The organism is Streptomyces monticola, from assembly GCF_042665355.1.
GTDB lineage: Bacteria > Actinomycetota > Actinomycetes > Streptomycetales > Streptomycetaceae > Streptomyces > Streptomyces monticola.
The window spans coordinates 37,129-54,419 of sequence record NZ_JBHTCF010000022.1 but is presented as its reverse complement, the minus strand read 5'-3'; the positions used below and the strand labels follow the sequence as shown (position 1 = coordinate 54,419).

Sequence of the window (17,291 nt, the reverse complement as noted above, 5' to 3'; positions counted from 1 at the left end):
CCCGGCTCCTGCAACCTGTTCTAGGTCTTGAGACGGGAGGGCACTACTCATGGGACGAAGTGGTGGGACCGAACACCTCACCGTGGAGCGCGAAGGCGCCACACTGGTACTCACACTGAACAGGCCCGAAGCCAAGAACGCGCTCTCGCTGCCGCTCCTCGTGGGGCTGTACGACGGCTGGCTCGAAGCGGACGCGGACGACGACATCCGCTCCATCGTGCTCACCGGCGCGGGCGGCGACTTCTGTGCCGGCATGGATCTGAAGGCCCTCGCGGGCAACGGAATGGAGGGCGACGCGTACCGGGACCGGATGAAAGCCGATCCCGAGCTGCACTGGAAGGCGATGCTCCGCAACCACCGGCCCCGTAAACCGGTGATCGCCGCCGTCGAGGGCTACTGCGTCGCGGGCGGCACCGAGATCCTTCAGGGCACCGACATCCGGGTGGCCGGTGAGTCCGCGACCTTCGGGCTCTTCGAGGTCAAGCGCGGACTGTTCCCCATCGGCGGATCGACCGTACGGCTGCAGCGGCAGATTCCGCGTACCCACGCACTCGAAATGCTGCTCACCGGCCGCCCCTACACCGCCGCCGAGGCCGCCTCCATCGGACTCATCGGCCAGGTCGTGCCCGACGGCACCGCCCTGGAGCGAGCGCTCGCCATCGCCGAGCAGGTCAACGCCTGCGGCCCGCTCGCCGTCGAGGCCGTGAAGGCATCCGTGTACGACACCGCCGAGATGACCGAGACCGACGGCCTCAAATCCGAACTCGAGCGCGGCTGGCCGGTGTTCGGCACGGACGACGCGAAGGAAGGCGCGAAGGCCTTCGCCGAGAAGCGGCCGCCGGTCTACCGGCGCACCTGAGCGGCCACCGGCCACTCACCCCGGATCGCCCCGAACACGCAGGTCGTCAAGTGCCGGACGGGCCTGATGCGCAGGTCGTCAGGCGCCGGACGGGCCTGATGCGCAGGCCTCAAGCGCCGGACGGCCCGATGTGCGGGCCCGAACACCAAGGAGTCAGTGCATGCCCGAAGTCCTCAAAGCCCCCCTGGTCGTGGAGTTCCCCTTCACCCGCTCGCTCGGACCCGTGCAGAGCGCCTTCCTCACCGGACTGCGCGAGCGCACCGTGCTCGGTGTCAGGACCACCGAGGGCAAGGTGCTCGTCCCGCCCGTCGAGTACGACCCCGTGACCGCCGACGAGATCCGCGACCTCGTCGAGGTCGGCACCACCGGCACCGTCACCACCTGGGCCTGGAACCATGAACCGCGCCGCGGCCAGCCCCTCGACACCCCCTTCGCCTGGGTCCTGGTCAAGCTGGACGGCGCCGACACCGCCCTGCTGCACGCCCTGGACGCGCCGGGCCCCGACGCCGTCCACTCCGGCATGAGGGTCCGGGTCCGCTGGGCCGCCGAACGCGACGGTGCCATCACCGACATCGCCTGCTTCGAGCCGTACGACGGCGACGACGGCGACGCGGGCGACCAAGCGCGCCCGCACGGCGGCGAGTTCGAGAACGCCGTCAGCGGGATCATCGCCCACGCACGCCTCGACTACACCTACTCACCCGGCCGCGCCCAGTCCGGCTACATCAACTCCATCGCCGAGCACCGCGCCGTCGGCGAGCGCTGCCCGTCCTGCCGCAAGGTCTATGTGCCGCCCCGCGGCGCCTGCCCCACCTGCGGCGTCGCCACGGACGAACAGGTCGAGGTGGGCCCCGCCGGCACCGTCACCACGTACTGCATCGTCAACATCAAGGCGAAGAACCTCGACATCGAAGTTCCCTACGTCTACGCCCATATCGCCCTGGACGGCGCCGACCTCGCCCTGCACGGACGTATCGCCGGCATCCCCTACGACCAGGTGCGGATGGGCCTGCGGGTGGAACCCGTGTGGCTCGACGGCGGCCGCTATCCCGACCACTACCGGCCCACCGGTGAGCCCGACGCCGACTACGAGACGTACAAGGAGCTGATCTAGATGACGGGCACCGGTTCCCGCGGCCCCGGCGGTCCTCTTCGTGAAGTCGCGATCGTGGCCTTCGGGCAGAGCGACCACACCCGCACCAGCGACGAGCAGTCCGAAGTCGAGATGCTCATGCCGGTCCTGCACGATGTGCTCGGCCAGACCGGCCTGAAGACCAGCGACATCGGCTTCACCTGCTCCGGCTCGTCGGACTACCTCGCGGGCCGCGCCTTCTCCTTCACCATGGCACTCGACGGCGTCGGCGCCTGGCCGCCGATCTCCGAGTCGCACGTGGAGATGGACGGCGCCTGGGCCCTCTACGAGGCCTGGGTGAAGATCCTCACCGGCGAGGTCGACACCGCGCTCGTCTACTCCTACGGCAAGTCCTCGCCCGGGTCCGTGCGCGACGTACTGACCCGGCAGCTCGACCCGTACTACGTCGCGCCGCTGTGGCCCGACTCGGTGGCGCTCGCCGCCCTGCAGGCGCAGGCACTGATCGACTCGGGCGAGACCGACGAGGCCGCGCTCGCCGGGGTCGCCGCCCGCAGCAGGGAGTCCGCGACCGCCAACTCCCATGCGCAGGTGCGGGGTTCACGCCCCCAGGGCGAGTATCTGGTACGTCCGCTGCGCACCGGCGACGTGCCGCCCGTGGGTGACGGCGCGGCCGCCGTGATCCTCGCCGCCGGTGACCGGGCCCGGGAGATCTGTGAGCGCCCCGCCTGGATCCGCGGCATGGACCACCGCATCGAGGCCCACAGCCTCGGCGTACGCGATCTGACCGACTCACCGTCCACGCGCCTGGCCGCCGAACGCGCCGGAGCCTTCGAGGCCCCCGTCGACACCGCCGAGCTGCACGCCCCCTTCACCTCGCAGGAAGTCGTCCTGCGCAAGGCCCTGGGGCTCGGCGACGACGTGAACGTCAACCCGTCCGGCGGCGCTCTGGCCGCCAACCCCGTGATGGCCGCGGGTCTGATCCGCCTCGGCGAGGCCGCCGCCCGTATCCACCGCGGCGACTCCGACCGCGCCCTCGGCCACGCCACCTCCGGGCCGTGTCTGCAGCAGAACCTGGTCGCCGTACTCGAAGGAGATGCGCGATGAGCACGTCGTCAAAGGAGCCGGTGGCCGTCGTCGGTATCGGCCAGACCAAGCACGTCGCGTCCCGCAAGGACGTCTCCATCGCCGGTCTCGTCCGCGAGGCGGCCCAAAGCGCCCTCGAAGACGCCGAGTTGACCTGGGCGGACATCGACGCCGTCGTCATCGGCAAGGCCCCGGACTTCTTCGAGGGCGTCATGATGCCCGAGCTGTATCTCGCCGACGCGCTCGGCGCGGTCGGCAAACCCATGCTGCGGGTGCACACCGCGGGTTCCGTCGGCGGCTCCACCGCCCTGGTCGCCTCGAACCTCGTCGCCGCCCGGGTGCACCCCACCGTCCTCACCCTGGCCTTCGAGAAGCAGTCCGAGTCCAACGCCATGTGGGGCCTGTCCCTGCCCGTGCCCTTCCAGCAGCCGCTGCTCGCCGGGGCGGGCGGCTTCTTCGCCCCGCACGTACGGGCGTACATGCGCCGCACCGGGGCCCCCGACACGGTCGGCTCCCTGGTCGCGTACAAGGACCGCCGCAACGCCCTGAAGAACCCCTACGCGCACCTGCACGAGAGGGACATCACCCTGGAGAAGGTCCAGGCGTCACCGATGCTGTGGGACCCGATCCGCTACTCCGAGACCTGCCCGTCGTCGGACGGCGCCTGCGCGATGATCCTCACCGACCGCGCGGGCGCGGCCCGTTCACCGAAGCCGCCGGCCTGGATGCACGGCGGCGCGATGCGCAGCGAGCCCACCATGTTCGCCGGCAAGGACTTCGTCTCGCCCCAGGCGGGCAAGGACTGCGCCGCCGACGTCTACCGCCAGGCGGGCATCACCGATCCGCGCCGCGAGATAGACGCCGTCGAGATGTATGTGCCCTTCTCCTGGTACGAGCCCATGTGGCTGGAGAACCTCGGCTTCGCGGCCGAGGGGGAGGGCTGGAAACTCACCGAGTCGGGCGTCACCGAACTCGACGGCGACCTGCCCGTCAACCCTTCGGGCGGTGTCCTGTCCACCAATCCCATCGGTGCCTCCGGCATGATCCGCTTCGCCGAAGCGGCACTTCAGGTACGCGGCCAGGCCGGCGAGCACCAGGTCGACGGCGCCCGCAAAGCGCTCGGGCACGCCTACGGCGGCGGATCCCAGTTCTTCGCCATGTGGCTGGTGGGGGCCGAACCGCCGACCGCCTGAGGGCTCGGTGCGGACCTGCGCGGCCGGCCGGTTTCCGGCCGCGCGGCCTACGCCCGCCGGGGCCCCGGTGCCCACGGCGGGCGGGCTTTCCGCAGGCAACTCGCGGGACGTGGCCGGGAGTCCTCCCTCCGCGGCCTGTGCGCCACCGGCGGCCGTCGCTAGGCTGGCCACGAACCACACTTCGGGAGGAGCACGGACGTGGCCGAGAGCACCACCACCCAGCACGCACCTGCGGGATGGCACAAGCCCGACCTCGATCTGAGCAACGCGGCCTGGCAGTCGAGCAGCCAGGGCATGGGCGATGTCCAGATCGCCTTCGTGGAGGGATTCATCGCGATGCGCAACGGCGGCAGGCCCGATGGCCCGTCGCTGATCTTCACTCCGGCGGAGTGGCGGGCCTTCGTGATCGGCGCACGAGACGGCGACTTCGACCTGACGTGACCCGACGTGATGTGACGCGACGTGACTTATTTGATGGGGCCCGCTTCGACGTGAGGTGACGCCGGGCGAGGTCGGTCCGGGCGGGCAGGTCCCGCCCGGACCGCCTCCGCCCCGTCCCGCCCCATCTCCCGTTCCGCCACCGCACCCCGCATGGACCAAGGTCCCCACCGGTTCCGTGACCTTCGACTCTCCCGGCACAGCGTGTGCTGCGACAGGCTGAGGCCCGTCAAGGAGTCGATCATGGGCGTTGGGCCGGAGAAGAGGGGACCATGGGCAGTCTGCCGGTAGTGGCAGCGGTGGACGGGACGACGGAGAGCAACCGGGCCCTGGAATGGGCCGTGACGGCGGCCCGGCTGCGCGGTACCGCGCTGCGCATCGTGCACATCCGGCAGGAGGCCGCCGCTGAGCGCCTCGAAGTGACCTGGCTCGACGACCCGTCGACGGCGGCGGCCGACCCGGTCATGGAACGTGTCCGTACCGCCCTGGCCGACCGCGCCGACCTGCCGCCGCTGCAGTACGTCTCGCTGCACGGCAGCGCCGCCGACACCCTGCCCCGGCTCGGCGCCCGGGCCCGTCTCCTCGTCCTCGGCTCCCGCGGCCGCGACGGCTTCGCCGGTCTGCTGCGCGGCTCCAACGGTGTGCTGTGCGCCCGCGAGTCCGCCTGCCCCGTCGTGGTCGTGCCGCGCCCGGACCCCGCGGCGATGCTGGTCCCGCACCGCCCGCGCGTGGTCCTCGGGCTGCCCGCGCCGTCGTACGACACGAGCACCGTCGCCTTCGCCTTCGAGAAGGCCGCGCGCCGCGGCGCCACGCTCCAGGTGATCTGCGCGTACCCGTGGAGCACACCGCACTTCGCCCAGTACGGAGAGCTCACCGCGACCGGGGTCGACGACCGCACGCTGGAGGAGCAGTACACCCGCCTCGCGGAACTCCAGCTGGCCGAGCAGCGGCGCCGCTACCCCGACGTCCCGGTGGAGATCGTGATCGCCCCCGGTGACCCCGCGGGCCATCTGATCGCCGCGTCGCGCTGCGCCGACCTCGTCGTCGTGGGCCGCCACCGCAGCCGGGTGCGCCCCGGCCGGCTGCTCGGCTCCGTCACCAACTCGCTTCTGCTGAAGGCGAGTTGCCCGGTCGCCGTGGTGCCGTCGGACCTGGAGTCGGTCCCCGCGTACGCGGTGGGGGCACGGGCCGCCTGACCCGGGCCGCCGGGCTTGATCCGCCCGGGTGCCCGCCGTGTGGCGGGCGCGCACCGGCCGCGCGAGGGGTAGCGGCCGTTCGTACGGGCGTGTCATGCCCGGCCAAACGATCATGAGTGTTCCTTTCGGATCCGCACATCCGGATCCGAAAGGAACACGATGAACCCCAGACGTCTGACGTACGCGGGCTGCGCGGCGCTCACGGTCCTCGCCGTCACCCTTCCGCCGGCCCTGCCCGCCGCGGCCGCGCCGCAGCCACCTGACCCCAAGGTGGTGCGCACGGGCCCGGCCGACACGCTCCTGAAGGACTTCGCCGACCTGTGCGACACCAAGGACGGCGCCTCCGCGCGGCACGAGCTCACGCTCTTCCCGGGCAGCGGGCCGGACGCGGAGGACCGGGTCGCCTTCCAGGTGGAGACGGAGGTGGCGGAGCGTGAGGGCGGTGACGTCCTGTGGACCGGGCACTCCGTGGACGACCCCGGCCAGTGGGGCATCCTCGGCTTCGCCGACCTGTGCTCGGGGAAGAGGCCCGCGGTGTACGGCGGGCTGACGGCGGGCCGGTACGAGTACTGGATCGACACCGACGAGGACACCGGCAAGGTCACCGTCGAGGAGATCGACACCACCAAGGAGCTGCCGTACGCGCCTGCTCCGGTCACGCTCCCCAAGCAGCCCCCGCCCGAGAAGGCCCGGCCGGCCGCGGGTCCGGGCGGGCGCGGGAAGCCGGCCAAGGCGGCCGCGGCGCCTTCGATCGTCGATGTGGCCGTGGGCTACACCTCGTCCCTGCGCAAGAAGCTGGGCAGCGAGCGGAAGGTCGAGCAGCAGATCGACGGCGCCGAGGCCGCGACGAACAGATACCTCAGCAAGAGCGGTGTGAACGGGCGGATCAACATCATCCACACCTTCGAGCTGAAGGACTACAAGGGCACGGCCCAGACCAAGCCGCTCATGGATGCGATGTGCGGCCCGAAGGCCGATCAGGGGGACTGCGAGGACACGGGCAAGGATCTGAGCAAGACGGTGCACAAGGTGCGAGAGGACACGCGTGCCGATCTCGTGTCGGTGCTGACGGACCAGCCCACCCCGATCAACTTCAAGGGGCAGCAGGCCCAGATCGCCGGTGTCGGGAATCTGCCCCTCAAGGCGCTGAAGCCCGGGGCCACGGACCAGCAGGCATTCTCGGTCGTCCTCGTCGACGGGGTCGACACGGGCCAGTCCTTCGCCCATGAACTCGGCCACAACTTCGGTCTCGCGCACGACGACACCACGGACGACCGCAAGTGCATGAAGATCGACTTGGGAGCGGGCAAGCCGACGGAGATCTGCCCGGGGGTGAACCAGGACCGCCCCTACGGCCGGGGCTGGATCACACCGAGCAAGGACAAGTTCTCGGTCATGGGGTACGAGATCACCTGTCATGCCACCGGGTGCACCGAATCCGGCGAGTACTCCAACCCTGACCACAAGTCCGCCAAGGGCGAGCCGCTGGGCGCCGCCGACGCCAACAGCACCAAGGCGCTCAACGAGGTCTTCGCCGCGGTCTCCGACTACCGCAAGCTCAAGACCAAGGGCGCCCGCTACGAACTGAAGGTCATGACCGACCCGGCGCAGGGCGGCGGCAAGGCCACCCCCGCGCAGTCCGGCCCCTTCACCAAGGGCACCGGTGTCACGGTGACCGCCGAGCCCGCGGCCGGCTACTACCTCGACCACTGGAAGCTGGACGGCAAGGACGTCGGCCACGACAACCCGTACAAGGTGTCGATGGACAAGCGGCACCGTCTGACCGCGTTCTTCGAGCAGGGCAAGGACCCGCACGCCAAGCCCGCGAAGCTCACCACCCGCGTCGCCCCGGACGCGAAGGCGGGACGGATCACGCCCAGCAAGGCCGCCCCGTACACGACGTCCGACCGCATCACGCTCAAGGCCGCGCCCGCCAAGTACCGCAAGCTGCACGCCTGGAGCGTCGACGGCCGCAAGCAGGGCGCCGGTAATCCGCTGCCGCTGGTCATGACCAAGGACCACGCGGTCACGGCGACGTTCTGGTGCACGAAGACGGCACCGGGCGGCTACGGCAAGGAGTGGCGCAAGCACGGCGCCGACGGCGGCCGCCTCGGCTGCCCGACCACGGGTGACACCCAGTGGACGAAGGGCCGCCGCTACCAGCGCTTCGAGGGCGGGACGCTGATCTGGGACGGCAAGCGCAAGAAGATGACCGTCGTCTACAAGTAGCCCGCAGGAGGATACGGGAGGGCTGACCGAGCAGCCTTGCGGAAGTCCGGTGCGCGACCAGCCACGACGCACCCGCGGATGATGCACCGGACTTCCCGCGGAGCGCTCAGTACGCGGTCAGCCCTCCGGCGGCGGCAGCGCGAGGCCGCGTACGGCGAGTTCGGTGCTGAACCGGCCGTCCGGATCGGTGAGTTGACCGCCGAAGGCGGCGTCGAGCAGCCGCAGGCGGTAGCGGACGGTCTGCGGATGAAGGTGCAGGGACTCGGCCATCTGCACGGCGTTGCCGCGGGTGGCGAGCCAGGCGTCGAGGGTTTCCAGGAGCCGGGCCCGCTGGGTGGCGGTGAGACCGGTCAGCGGGGCCAGCTGCCTGGCGGCGATGTGTGCGAGGAGCGCCGGGTCGCGCAGCAGCCACAGCGTCGTCAGATGGTCCTCGCAGTACGTGACGGGTTTGTCCGGCAGGCCGCCGGACTCGGTCAGGGCGAGGATCTGCCGGGCCCAGCGCAGCGAGTCGGCGGCCTGGCCGGTGCGTACCGTCGGACCGACGGCGGCCCGCGCGGACTTGGGGCCCGCGGCGAGCGCGGCGCGGTGCACGGCGTCGAACGGGCCCGGCACCAGGGCGTACGGCTGCGGATCGTCCGGGTCGAGCAGCACATCGGCCGGCCATGCCTCGCGGGGCGTGCGGGAGGAGAGCGCCACCAGGGTCACCTCATCGGGCAGCGGCCAGGCGGCGAGCCGGGCGAGGGAGCCGAGGCGGTGAGGGAGGTCGTGGCGGTCCGCGGCGCCGGTGAGCAACTCCCGCAGCAGCTTGGCCCGTTGGGCCTCGCGGCCGCCGCTGAGCTCCGCCGTGGCCTCCTCGTAGCCCTCGCTGGAGACGGCGATCAGTTCCTCGACGTAGGCGAAGATCGCGTCGGCGACCGCAAGGAGCAGCGCGGGGGACAGGCCGTAGCGGCGGCCGACCTGTTTCGCGCGGCGCAGGCCGATCCGGGCGCCGAGGCGGAACGCGGCCCGCATGTCCTCCATGCTGTGACCCGCGTACGCCTCGGATCTGCCGATGCCGCGCAGCACTTCGTCGCGCTGCGCGGTGTCGGCGTCGGGGGACTCGACCTTGGCGACGAAGGCGGTCAGGGCGGTCTCGGCGCACTGCCGCAGGGCCCGGGCGTTGGGGCCCACGGAGAAGCCGGGGATGGCGCGCCGCACCTCGGCGATGCTCTCCTCGATCAGGCTGGGCAGTTCGGGCCGCATGACGGCCACCAACTCCCGGGGGATCGGGCCCAGTTGCGCGAGGGGTGCGGCTCCGTTCAGCGGTGTGGCGGCGCCCTTCAGCGAGGAGTCGCGGCCGCTCACGCGAGGAATCCGGCACGCCGCCACAGACGTACGGCGCTCCCCTTGAGCACATCGTTCTCCCGCAGGAACGCGGCGAGTTTGGCGAAGCCGTCGATCCTGGAGCGCCGGTGATGCGGATTGGCGCGGGCCTGGCGCACCGCCTCGCGCGGGTCGAGGCCTGCCCTGCGGTACATCTCGGGGTTGATGAACTGCAGATCCATGAACGGTCCGCCGAGCCCGGCGAGGCGTCCCGTGAGCTCCTTCTCCAGGCGTCCCGAGCGCGCCATCCGGCGGACCACGCCCTGGCGCGCGTAGGTGATGTGGCGGGCCTCCTCGGTGACGTGGATCCGCATCACCTGCCGCACGATCGGCTGCAGTTCGGGGTCGTCCATCATGTCCCGCTGCAGCGCGTCGAAGATCTCCTCGCCGATCAGGGCCGCCACCCACAGCATGGTGCCGCGGAAGGTGAAGGGCAGGGTCTTGATGACCGTCAGCCGAAGCGGGCTCTTGCGGTACGGGCGGGCGCCGACCCGGTCGATGAGCTTGCCGAACATCAGCATGTGACGGCACTCGTCGCCCATCTCCGTGAGCGCGTACTGCGAGTGCCGGGTCGTGGGGTCATCGCTGAGCAGCTTGCGCAGCAGCGCCTGGTTGAGGATGTTCTCAAACCACAGGCCGACGCTCATGATGTTCGCCATCTCCTGCCGCGACAGCTCGATGCGCTGCTCGCGCGTCATCGACTCCCACAGCGGCGTCCCGTAGAGGGAGAGCAGCCGGGGAGGCAGGAAGAATTTGTCGGGGTCGAGGGGAGCATCCCAGTCGACGTCGATCTGCGGGTCGTAGGAGTGCTTCGCCGAGCCCTTGAGCAGCCGTTCCGCGACCTTTTCGCGGTCGGCCTCCTTCACCGTGCGGGTCATTGCGACCCCCTCCAGGTGTTTACGATTCGTGGCTGGACCGTAAAGGCGACGAGAGCGCGCGTCAAGGTTTCCGTTTACGTTTTCCCCTCACTCTGTAAGCTGAACCTGTGCCCGGCGAGCGGGAGTCGGGGCGGTACACAGGTGGGTGTGGGTATGAGTGCGAGTGACAGCGAGATCCGGGACCGCATCCTCGATGCCGCCCGCGCCTGCCTGGCCGAGTTCGGTATGACCAAGCGCCTGCACGCCGCGATCGCCGACCGCGCCGGGGTGTCACGGCCCACCGTCTACAAGTACGTCGGCGACCAGAGCGCCGTCATCGCCGCGCTCCTCGACCGTGAGGTGGCCCGCTTCCTCGCCGAGGCGGAGGCGGTCCTGACCGCCCGCGGACCCCTGCGGGAACGCTTCGTCGAGACGGTCGTGTTCGTCGTCGGATACGGCCGCGCCCACCCGCTGCTCAGCGGCGGCCTGCGCAACGACCCGCACCTCGTGCTTCCCTGGTTCACCACCGGGGCCGAGCCCGTGATCGAGCAGGCGGTGGACTTCTTCGCCCCGTACATCAAGCGGGCGGTGGCCGAGGGCGACTTCCCCGCCGTCGATCCGCGCCCGCTGGTCGAGTGGGCGTACCGCATCATCGTCTCCCTGCTGCTCACCCCCAGCACCCTGCCCCTGGACGACCCGGCGGAACTGCGGGACTTCGTCGGCCGGCTCCTGGACGTGGGACTGCCGGGTCCCACCGCCTGAGTCGCGCGCGACCGCTCCGAGGCCGCGGCGGCCCGGGTGGCAGAGCCTGCGGCCCTGGGTGAGGCTGACCCCACTGTTGATCCACCGATCAATGGCGGACGGGGGCGAGCGGCAGGAGGCGGAGCGCGATGTTCGCTGGTCTGGGCCGGTTTGTCGTGCGGCGTCCCTGGTGGGTCATCGCCGCCTGGGTGGTCGCGGCGGTGGCGGTGGTCTCCTTCGCGCCCAAGCTGACCTCCAGCAGCGACGAGGCCAGCTTCCTGCCCAAGAGCTACGAGTCCATCCGGGCGTCGGACGTCCAGGCGAAGGAGTTCCCGCAGCAGCGGAACGTCGGCGCCGTGGTCGTCTTCGAGCGCGCTGACGGCAAGCAGCTGTCCGCCGCGGACTCGGCGGCGGTCACCCGAATCGCCCAGTCCCTGGCCGCCGAGAAGATCCCCAAGATCGAGGGCATCGCCCCGGGACCGGTCTCGCCCAACAAGCTGGTGCAGACCGCCATGGTCGCCATGCCCAAGATCACCAGCCCGGAGGACACCTCTCAGCAGGACGCGGTCAAGACCCTGCGCGGGGATCTGCAGCGAGAGCTCAAGGGCACCGATCTGAGCGCCGGCGTCACCGGCTCGGCGGCGCAGGCCCTGGACGAGTCGGACGCCTCGAAACGGGCCGGCGTCCTCGTCGGCGTCGGCACCGTCGTGATCATCATCGTGCTGCTGCTCGCCATCTTCCGCAGCCCCATCATCGCGCTGTTGCCCGTGGTCCTCATCGGCCTCATCTCGCCCATGGCCACGGGCCTGATCGCCGCCGCGAACAAGCTCTTCGACATGAAGGCCGACTCCTCGATCCAGGAGCTCCTGACCGTCGTCCTGTTCGGCGTCGGCACCGACTACATCCTGTTCCTGCTCTTCCGCTACCGGGAGGCGCTGCGTGCGGGCGAGGACCCCAAGGGCGGCATGGTGCACGCCGTCGAGCGGGTCGGCGAGGCCATCGCCTCCGCCGCCGGGGCCGTCATCGTGGCCTTCGCCGCGCTGTCCCTGTCCACGCTCGGCATGCTCAAGTCGATGGGCCCGGCCCTGGCCATCGCCGTGTTCGTCACCCTGCTCGCCGGGCTCACGCTGGTGCCGGCCGTCGTCTCCCTGCTCGGTACGAAGGTGTTCTGGCCGTCGAAGTCCTGGCACGAGCAGCCGCACGGCACCGGATTCGCGAAGCTCGGCGCCGCCATCGGCCGGCGACCCGCCGTCTGGGCCGTGGTCTCCGCCCTCTTCATGGGCGTCCTCGCGCTCGGCGCCCTCGGCTACCGGGCCAACTTCGACCTCGCCACCTCCTCGCTGCCGCAGACCAAGGAGTCGATGGTCGCGCTCAAGAACCTGGAGAAGGGCTTCCCCGCGGGCACCACCGACCCCACCGAGATCTACCTCACGAGCACCGGCGGCGGCGCTCTCGACGACAGCGGTACCGCCGCCTTCAAGAAGGCCGTCTCCGGTGTCGGGGGCGTGGGCAGCGTGAGCGAGCCGCAGCTCAGCCCGGACCGCTCCACCGCCCGCTACTCCGTCGTCCTGGCCGACCCGCCCGCGTCCGACGCGGCCATCGCCACGGTCAAGGACCGTCTGCGCCCCGCCGCGCACGAGGCGGCCGGGGCCGGGAACGAGGCGCTCGTCGGCGGTATCACCGCCGTCTACACCGACATCAACAAGGCGGTGGACAGGGACTATTCGGTGGTGTTCCCCGTCGCCGCCGTCTGCATCATGGTCATCCTGGCCCTGCTGCTTCGCAGCCTGGTCGCGCCCTGGTACCTGATGCTGTCCGTGGCCCTCGGCTTCGGCGCCACACTCGGCGCGACCTCGTTCCTGTTCACCCAGATCGGCAGCCAGCCGGGCCTGATGTTCATGCTCCCGGTGATCATGTACTTGTTCGTGGTGGCCCTCGGCACCGACTACAACATCCTGATGGTGTCCCGGCTGCGCGAGGAGGCCCGCGAGGGACGCGATCCGCATGACGCCGCGGGCACGGCCGTACGGCACTCGGGACCCACCATCGCCGCGGCCGGGGTGATCCTGGCGGGCACCTTCGCCACCCTGACCCTCGCGGGCAACTCGACGCTCGCCCAGATGGGGTTCGCGCTCTCCTTCGGCATCCTCGTCGCCGCCTTCGTCATGGCGATGGTCTTCACCCCGGCGCTCACCGCGCTCATCGGGCACTCGGCCTGGTGGCCGGGGCACGGGGACCGCACACGCACGCCCGCCGAGCCCCGGCCGCCTTCGGACCCCCTCAGGTCACCGTGAGCTTCTTCTTCGCCTTCGCCTGCGAGCTGTTGCCCACGTACACCTCGAACTCCCCTTCCTCCACGAGGAATTCACCGCGCGAATCATTCGTCCAGAACCCCAGGTCGTCGGCGCCGAGCTGGAAGCGCACCGTGGTCGAGGCGCCCGCGTCGAGGGTGACCCGCCTGAAGCCGCGCAGCCTGCGCACCGGCTGGGTGAGCGACGCGGTGACATCGCGCAGATAGAGCTGTACGACCTCGTCGCCGGCCCGCCGTCCGGTGTTGCGCACGGAGACCGCGACCTGCACCGTGTCGCCCTTGCGCAGCGCACCCACCGGCACGCTGCTGCGGCTCAGCTCCGGAGCGCCGATCGTGAACGTCGTATAGCTGAGGCCGTGGCCGAAGGCGAACTGCGGGTCGGGCGGCAGGTCCAGATACTTCGACGTGAACTTGTTGTCCGGGTCGTAGGGGCGGCCCGTCGACTCGTGGTTGTAGTGAATGGGGATCTGGCCGACCGCGCGCGGGAAGGACACCGGCAGCTTGCCGCCCGGGTTGACCGTGCCGAACAGCACGTCCGCGATGGCGTTGCCCGCCTCGGTGCCGGGGTGCCAGGCCTCGAGGACGGCCGGGGCCTTCGCCAGCCAGTCGCCGATGGTCAGCGGGCGGCCGTTGACGAGTACGACCACGAACGGCCTGCCGGTCGCGGCGATCGCCTCGATCAGCTTCTCCTGCGCGCCGGGCAGTGAGATGTCGCTGCGCACGGCCGCCTCACCGCTCAGCGCCGGCGGCTCGCCCACGACGACCACCGTGACGTCGGCCGCCTTCGCCGCCGCCACCGCGTCGGCGATCCCGCCGGTGTCCTCGCCCTGCGGGTCCACACCGCGGGCGTACGTCACCTTCGCGTCCGGTACGGCCCGCTTCACCGCGTCGAGGACCTTCACCGCGGGGAACTTCTCGGCCGACGCGGGCACCACCCAGGTACCGAGCAGATCGCCCGAGTCCGCGAACGGCCCCACTACGGCAAGGGAGTTGACGGACTTCTTCAGGGGCAGCGCCCCGTCCTCGTTCTTCAGGAGCACCATCGAGCGGGCGCCCGCCTCGCGCGCGGCCTCGCGGGCCGCGGCGGTGGGCCGCGTGATGGCCTTGTCCTCGTCGACGTAGGGGTCGTCGAAGAGGCCGAGGGTGAACTTCAGGCGCAGGATGCGCGCCACCGCGTCATCGAGGCGGTGCTCGCTGACCTTCCCGGAGCGCACCAGCTTCTTGCCGTGCTCGGCCACGTTGGTGCTCGTCATCTCCATGTCGACACCGGCGTTCAGGGCGAGCCGCGCCGCGTCCGCGCCGTCGCCCGCGAAGCCGTGCGCGATCAGTTCCTGGACGCCGGTCCAGTCGCTGACGACGAAGCCGTCGAAGTCCCACTCGTCCTTGAGGATGTCGGTCAGGGTGTGGGTGTTGCCGTGCGCGGGCACGCCGCTGACGGTGTTGAACGACGCCATCACCGTCTCCGCGCCCGCCTCCAACGCCGCCTTGAACGGCGGCAGATAGAGATTGCGCAGACGTGACTCCGATACGTCGACGGTGTTGTAGTCACGGCCGCCCTCGGGGGCGCCGTACGCGACGAAGTGCTTGGCGCAGGCGGCGAGCGTCTCCTTCTCGCCGTATCCGGAGCCCTGGTAACCCTTGACCTTCGCGGCGGCCAACTGCGCGGTCAGATAAGGGTCTTCGCCGTTGCTCTCGGCGATCCGGCCCCAGCGCGGCTCGTGCGTGACGTCCATCATCGGCGAGAACGCCCAGTGCACACCGTTGGAGCGGGCCTCCTTCGCCGAGACCTGGGCGTCGCGGCGCGCCACCTCCGGGTCGAAGCTGGCCGCCTGGGCGAGCGGGATGGGGAAGTTGGTCCAGAAGCCGTGGATCACGTCGAGGCCGAAGAGCAGCGGGACGCCGAGCCGTGACTCCTCGACGGCGAGCCGCTGCAGTTCGTTCGTGGCCTCCGCGCCGAAGATGCTGAGCACCGAGCCGAGCCGGCCCGAGCGCGCCGCCTCCTCGACCTCCTTCGTGTCACCGGAGCCCGGGTTGAGATCCCAGGACCAGGGCAGCTGCTGGACCTGCCCCAGCTTCTCTTCGAGAGTCATACGGTCGAGCAGATCCTTGACCTTGCGCTCGACCTCGTCCCTGCGGGCCGCCCGCTCCCCGAAGGTGGCCTGTGCGCCGGTGGCTCCACTGGTCACGACGGTCGACGCGGCGGCGGTGACACCGATCGCGGACAGCAGGGTACGCCTTCGTAGCTCCGGCATGGATTCGCTTCCCAATCGTCGAGCAGCCGCATTTCACGTGCTGGATACAAGAATTGAAGGGAAGCTACGTTCTCGTTACTGGCGGGTCAAGAGTTATGACGTACTGCGTCCTGGGCGCGTGTTGCGGCCATGGCAGGAGTGGTGGAAGCGGCGGGAGTGTTCCCCGGCGTCGGCACCGGCGCCCGCACGGTCCCCGGCAGCTGACGGCACCAGGAGCAGTCGCCCGGATGCGGCGGCGGTGAATCCAGCCAGTAGGCCCCGCGCAAGGTGGCGCTGTGGGCGGGAAAGGAGCTGCGGATCTCGATAGTGGCCATACTGCCGCCAACGGCCTTATGGGGGCGGGGTATTGGGGTGGAGCGGAACCGTAGCCGGTCGGGTGCCGCGTTGACGTGCGGCCATGACCCGGGAGGGTGGGGTCCTGGAAGCCCACGGGTGCCGTAGTGCCCGAAACCGCACTATCCATGGCCAAAGCTTCGCTCTACGCTGCGAGTTGGGTGCACCGATGTCCTTGAGCACGGGACATCCGGCCCCGCCGTCCCGTCGGCGGACGTGTCCCCGCACAGGGGCGTTCTCCAGCACGCGCCCTGCAACTGCCGGTGCGGACGGTGTGCGCGAGGGCTTGGTCTGCCTGCCCCGCGCCGCGGCCGCCGCCGCGTGCGGCTCCCTGCTCCGGCGGCGGCCGCCTCGGGTTCCCCTGCCGAGGGCGGATCGAACGAGGGATGAAGCCGGGCGAAGCGCGGCCGACGCTACTGGGCGAGGGGCTGGGTGAAGCGCAGCAGATTGCCCGCCGGGTCGCGGAACGCGCAGTCGCGGACGCCGTAGAACTGGTCCATCGGCTCCTGCAGCACTTCACCGCCCGCTTCGCTGATGCGCTTGAAGGTGGCATCGCAGTCGTCCGTGGAGAAGATGACACCGCGCAGCAGGCCCTTGGCCATCAGCTCCGCCATCGCCTGCTTGTCGGCGGGCGAGGCGTCCGGATCGGCGAGCGGCGGCTCGAGGACGATGTTCACGCCCGGCTGCGAGGGCGATCCGACGGTCACCCAGCGCATCCCCTCGTACCCGACGTCGTTGCGGACTTCCAGGCCGAGCACATCGCGGTAGAACGCGAGCGCCTTGTCGTGGTCGTCGACGGCGATGAAGCACTGGGAAAGAGTGAGGTCCATGGTTTCCACGCTAAGGCTGACCGGCGGGGTTCGCGCCCCGATTCCGTACCGGCCGGGTATGGATCTTGGTCATGCACGCCGGGATGGCGGCGGCGTCCTGATGGTCGCGCGCACGGTAGGCACTCGGGCTCTCGCCGACCAGCTCGGTGAAGCGTGAGCTGAACGACCCGAGGGAGGTACAGCCGACGGCGAAACAGACCTCGGTCACCGTGAGATCGCCGCGCCGCAGCAGGGCCTTGGCCCGCTCGACGCGGCGGGTCATCAGATAGCTGTACGGGGTCTGGCCGAAGGCGGCGCGGAAGCTGCGGGAGAAGTGCCCCGGCGACATCAGGGCGGCCTGCGCGAGCGCCGGAACGTCCAGCGGCTCGGCGTAGTCACGGTCCATCCGGTCGCGGGCCCGCCGCAGCCGAACGAGGTCGTCCAGGTTCTGCGTCACCCGGTCAGTTTCCCACAGCGGCCGCGCGGGGCGGCCGCTGAAGAGGAACCTGCACGAGGCGACGGGGAGCCCGGACGA

General features: G+C 70.7%; 14 protein-coding genes. 9 read left to right on the top strand and 5 right to left on the bottom strand.

Annotation, left to right across the window (positions count from 1 at the left end; translation table 11 throughout):
- Window positions 1-49 precede the first annotated feature (49 nt).
- The 7 genes from ACFQVC_RS35610 (at window position 50) to ACFQVC_RS35580 (ending at window position 8,091) form a co-directional block, all read left to right on the top strand.
- Window positions 50-859: a crotonase/enoyl-CoA hydratase family protein gene (locus tag ACFQVC_RS35610; RefSeq protein ID WP_381838522.1), complete on the top strand. Its 810-nt coding sequence runs from the start codon at window positions 50-52 to the stop codon at window positions 857-859.
- 160 nt (window positions 860-1,019) lie between these two features.
- On the top strand, window positions 1,020-1,973 hold the full coding sequence (locus ACFQVC_RS35605; RefSeq protein ID WP_381838520.1) for an OB-fold nucleic acid binding domain-containing protein: 954 nt from the start codon (window positions 1,020-1,022) through the stop codon (window positions 1,971-1,973).
- Window positions 1,974-3,056 (top strand): thiolase domain-containing protein, encoded by a 1,083-nt coding sequence (locus ACFQVC_RS35600; RefSeq protein WP_381838518.1) that lies wholly within the window; start codon window positions 1,974-1,976, stop codon window positions 3,054-3,056.
- Complete coding sequence (locus tag ACFQVC_RS35595) at window positions 3,053-4,228, top strand: thiolase domain-containing protein (protein WP_381838516.1); 1,176 nt, start codon at window positions 3,053-3,055, stop codon at window positions 4,226-4,228. The genes ACFQVC_RS35600 and ACFQVC_RS35595 overlap by 4 nt, the downstream gene beginning before the upstream one ends.
- A 198-nt stretch (window positions 4,229-4,426) precedes the next feature.
- Entirely contained in the window at window positions 4,427-4,669 is a 243-nt protein-coding gene (locus tag ACFQVC_RS35590) for a DUF397 domain-containing protein (protein ID WP_381838514.1), read from the top strand.
- A 269-nt stretch (window positions 4,670-4,938) separates the two neighbouring features.
- Window positions 4,939-5,862 carry a universal stress protein gene (locus tag ACFQVC_RS35585; RefSeq protein WP_381838512.1) on the top strand — a complete coding sequence of 308 codons (924 nt, stop codon included), beginning with the start codon at window positions 4,939-4,941 and terminating at the stop codon, window positions 5,860-5,862.
- A gap of 159 nt (window positions 5,863-6,021) precedes the next feature.
- Window positions 6,022-8,091 carry an InlB B-repeat-containing protein gene (locus ACFQVC_RS35580; protein WP_381838510.1) on the top strand — a complete coding sequence of 690 codons (2,070 nt, stop codon included), beginning with the start codon at window positions 6,022-6,024 and terminating at the stop codon, window positions 8,089-8,091.
- Between the two features lie 117 nt (window positions 8,092-8,208).
- Here ACFQVC_RS35580 and ACFQVC_RS35575 read toward each other — a convergent pair whose 3' ends face one another.
- Both ACFQVC_RS35575 and ACFQVC_RS35570 read right to left on the bottom strand, forming a co-directional pair.
- Entirely contained in the window at window positions 8,209-9,435 is a 1,227-nt protein-coding gene (locus tag ACFQVC_RS35575; RefSeq protein WP_465270601.1) for a PucR family transcriptional regulator, read from the bottom strand.
- Complete coding sequence (locus tag ACFQVC_RS35570) at window positions 9,432-10,331, bottom strand: AurF N-oxygenase family protein (RefSeq protein WP_381838508.1); 900 nt, start codon at window positions 10,329-10,331, stop codon at window positions 9,432-9,434. The genes ACFQVC_RS35575 and ACFQVC_RS35570 overlap by 4 nt, the downstream gene beginning before the upstream one ends.
- 153 nt (window positions 10,332-10,484) lie before the next feature.
- On the opposite strand from ACFQVC_RS35570, the gene ACFQVC_RS35565 reads away from it, so the two are divergent.
- Both ACFQVC_RS35565 and ACFQVC_RS35560 read left to right on the top strand, forming a co-directional pair.
- The gene (locus ACFQVC_RS35565) at window positions 10,485-11,072 is read left to right on the top strand and encodes a TetR/AcrR family transcriptional regulator (RefSeq protein WP_381838506.1); all 588 of its coding nucleotides are present in this window, start codon (window positions 10,485-10,487) and stop codon (window positions 11,070-11,072) included.
- Window positions 11,073-11,200: 128 nt separating this feature from the next.
- Window positions 11,201-13,345, top strand: coding sequence for an MMPL family transporter (locus ACFQVC_RS35560; RefSeq protein WP_381838504.1), 2,145 nt, complete (start codon window positions 11,201-11,203; stop codon window positions 13,343-13,345).
- Here ACFQVC_RS35560 and ACFQVC_RS35555 read toward each other — a convergent pair.
- From ACFQVC_RS35555 to ACFQVC_RS35545, 3 genes are all read right to left on the bottom strand, one after another.
- Window positions 13,332-15,614, bottom strand: a complete 2,283-nt coding sequence (locus tag ACFQVC_RS35555) for a glycoside hydrolase family 3 N-terminal domain-containing protein (RefSeq protein WP_381838503.1) — start codon at window positions 15,612-15,614, stop codon at window positions 13,332-13,334. The genes ACFQVC_RS35560 and ACFQVC_RS35555 overlap by 14 nt on opposite strands.
- 746 nt (window positions 15,615-16,360) lie before the next feature.
- Window positions 16,361-16,777 (bottom strand): VOC family protein, encoded by a 417-nt coding sequence (locus ACFQVC_RS35550; RefSeq protein WP_381838501.1) that lies wholly within the window; start codon window positions 16,775-16,777, stop codon window positions 16,361-16,363.
- 10 nt (window positions 16,778-16,787) lie between these two features.
- Complete coding sequence (locus tag ACFQVC_RS35545; RefSeq protein WP_381838671.1) at window positions 16,788-17,162, bottom strand: helix-turn-helix transcriptional regulator; 375 nt, start codon at window positions 17,160-17,162, stop codon at window positions 16,788-16,790.
- Window positions 17,163-17,291: the final 129 nt, after the last annotated feature.

Bases quoted from the DNA above. Each gene is read 5' to 3' on its own strand.
- ACFQVC_RS35610 (WP_381838522.1), top strand. From the start codon at position 50: ATGGGACGAAGTGGTGGGACCGAACACCTCACCGTGGAGCGCGAAGGC.
- ACFQVC_RS35605 (WP_381838520.1), top strand. From the start codon at position 1,020: ATGCCCGAAGTCCTCAAAGCCCCCCTGGTCGTGGAGTTCCCCTTCACC.
- ACFQVC_RS35600 (WP_381838518.1), top strand. From the start codon at position 1,974: ATGACGGGCACCGGTTCCCGCGGCCCCGGCGGTCCTCTTCGTGAAGTC.
- ACFQVC_RS35595 (WP_381838516.1), top strand. From the start codon at position 3,053: ATGAGCACGTCGTCAAAGGAGCCGGTGGCCGTCGTCGGTATCGGCCAG.
- ACFQVC_RS35585 (WP_381838512.1), top strand. From the start codon at position 4,939: ATGGGCAGTCTGCCGGTAGTGGCAGCGGTGGACGGGACGACGGAGAGC.
- ACFQVC_RS35580 (WP_381838510.1), top strand. From the start codon at position 6,022: ATGAACCCCAGACGTCTGACGTACGCGGGCTGCGCGGCGCTCACGGTC.
- ACFQVC_RS35570 (WP_381838508.1), bottom strand. From the start codon at position 10,331: ATGACCCGCACGGTGAAGGAGGCCGACCGCGAAAAGGTCGCGGAACGG.
- ACFQVC_RS35565 (WP_381838506.1), top strand. From the start codon at position 10,485: ATGAGTGCGAGTGACAGCGAGATCCGGGACCGCATCCTCGATGCCGCC.
- ACFQVC_RS35560 (WP_381838504.1), top strand. From the start codon at position 11,201: ATGTTCGCTGGTCTGGGCCGGTTTGTCGTGCGGCGTCCCTGGTGGGTC.
- ACFQVC_RS35555 (WP_381838503.1), bottom strand. From the start codon at position 15,614: ATGCCGGAGCTACGAAGGCGTACCCTGCTGTCCGCGATCGGTGTCACC.
- ACFQVC_RS35550 (WP_381838501.1), bottom strand. From the start codon at position 16,777: ATGGACCTCACTCTTTCCCAGTGCTTCATCGCCGTCGACGACCACGAC.
- ACFQVC_RS35545 (WP_381838671.1), bottom strand. From the start codon at position 17,162: ATGGACCGTGACTACGCCGAGCCGCTGGACGTTCCGGCGCTCGCGCAG.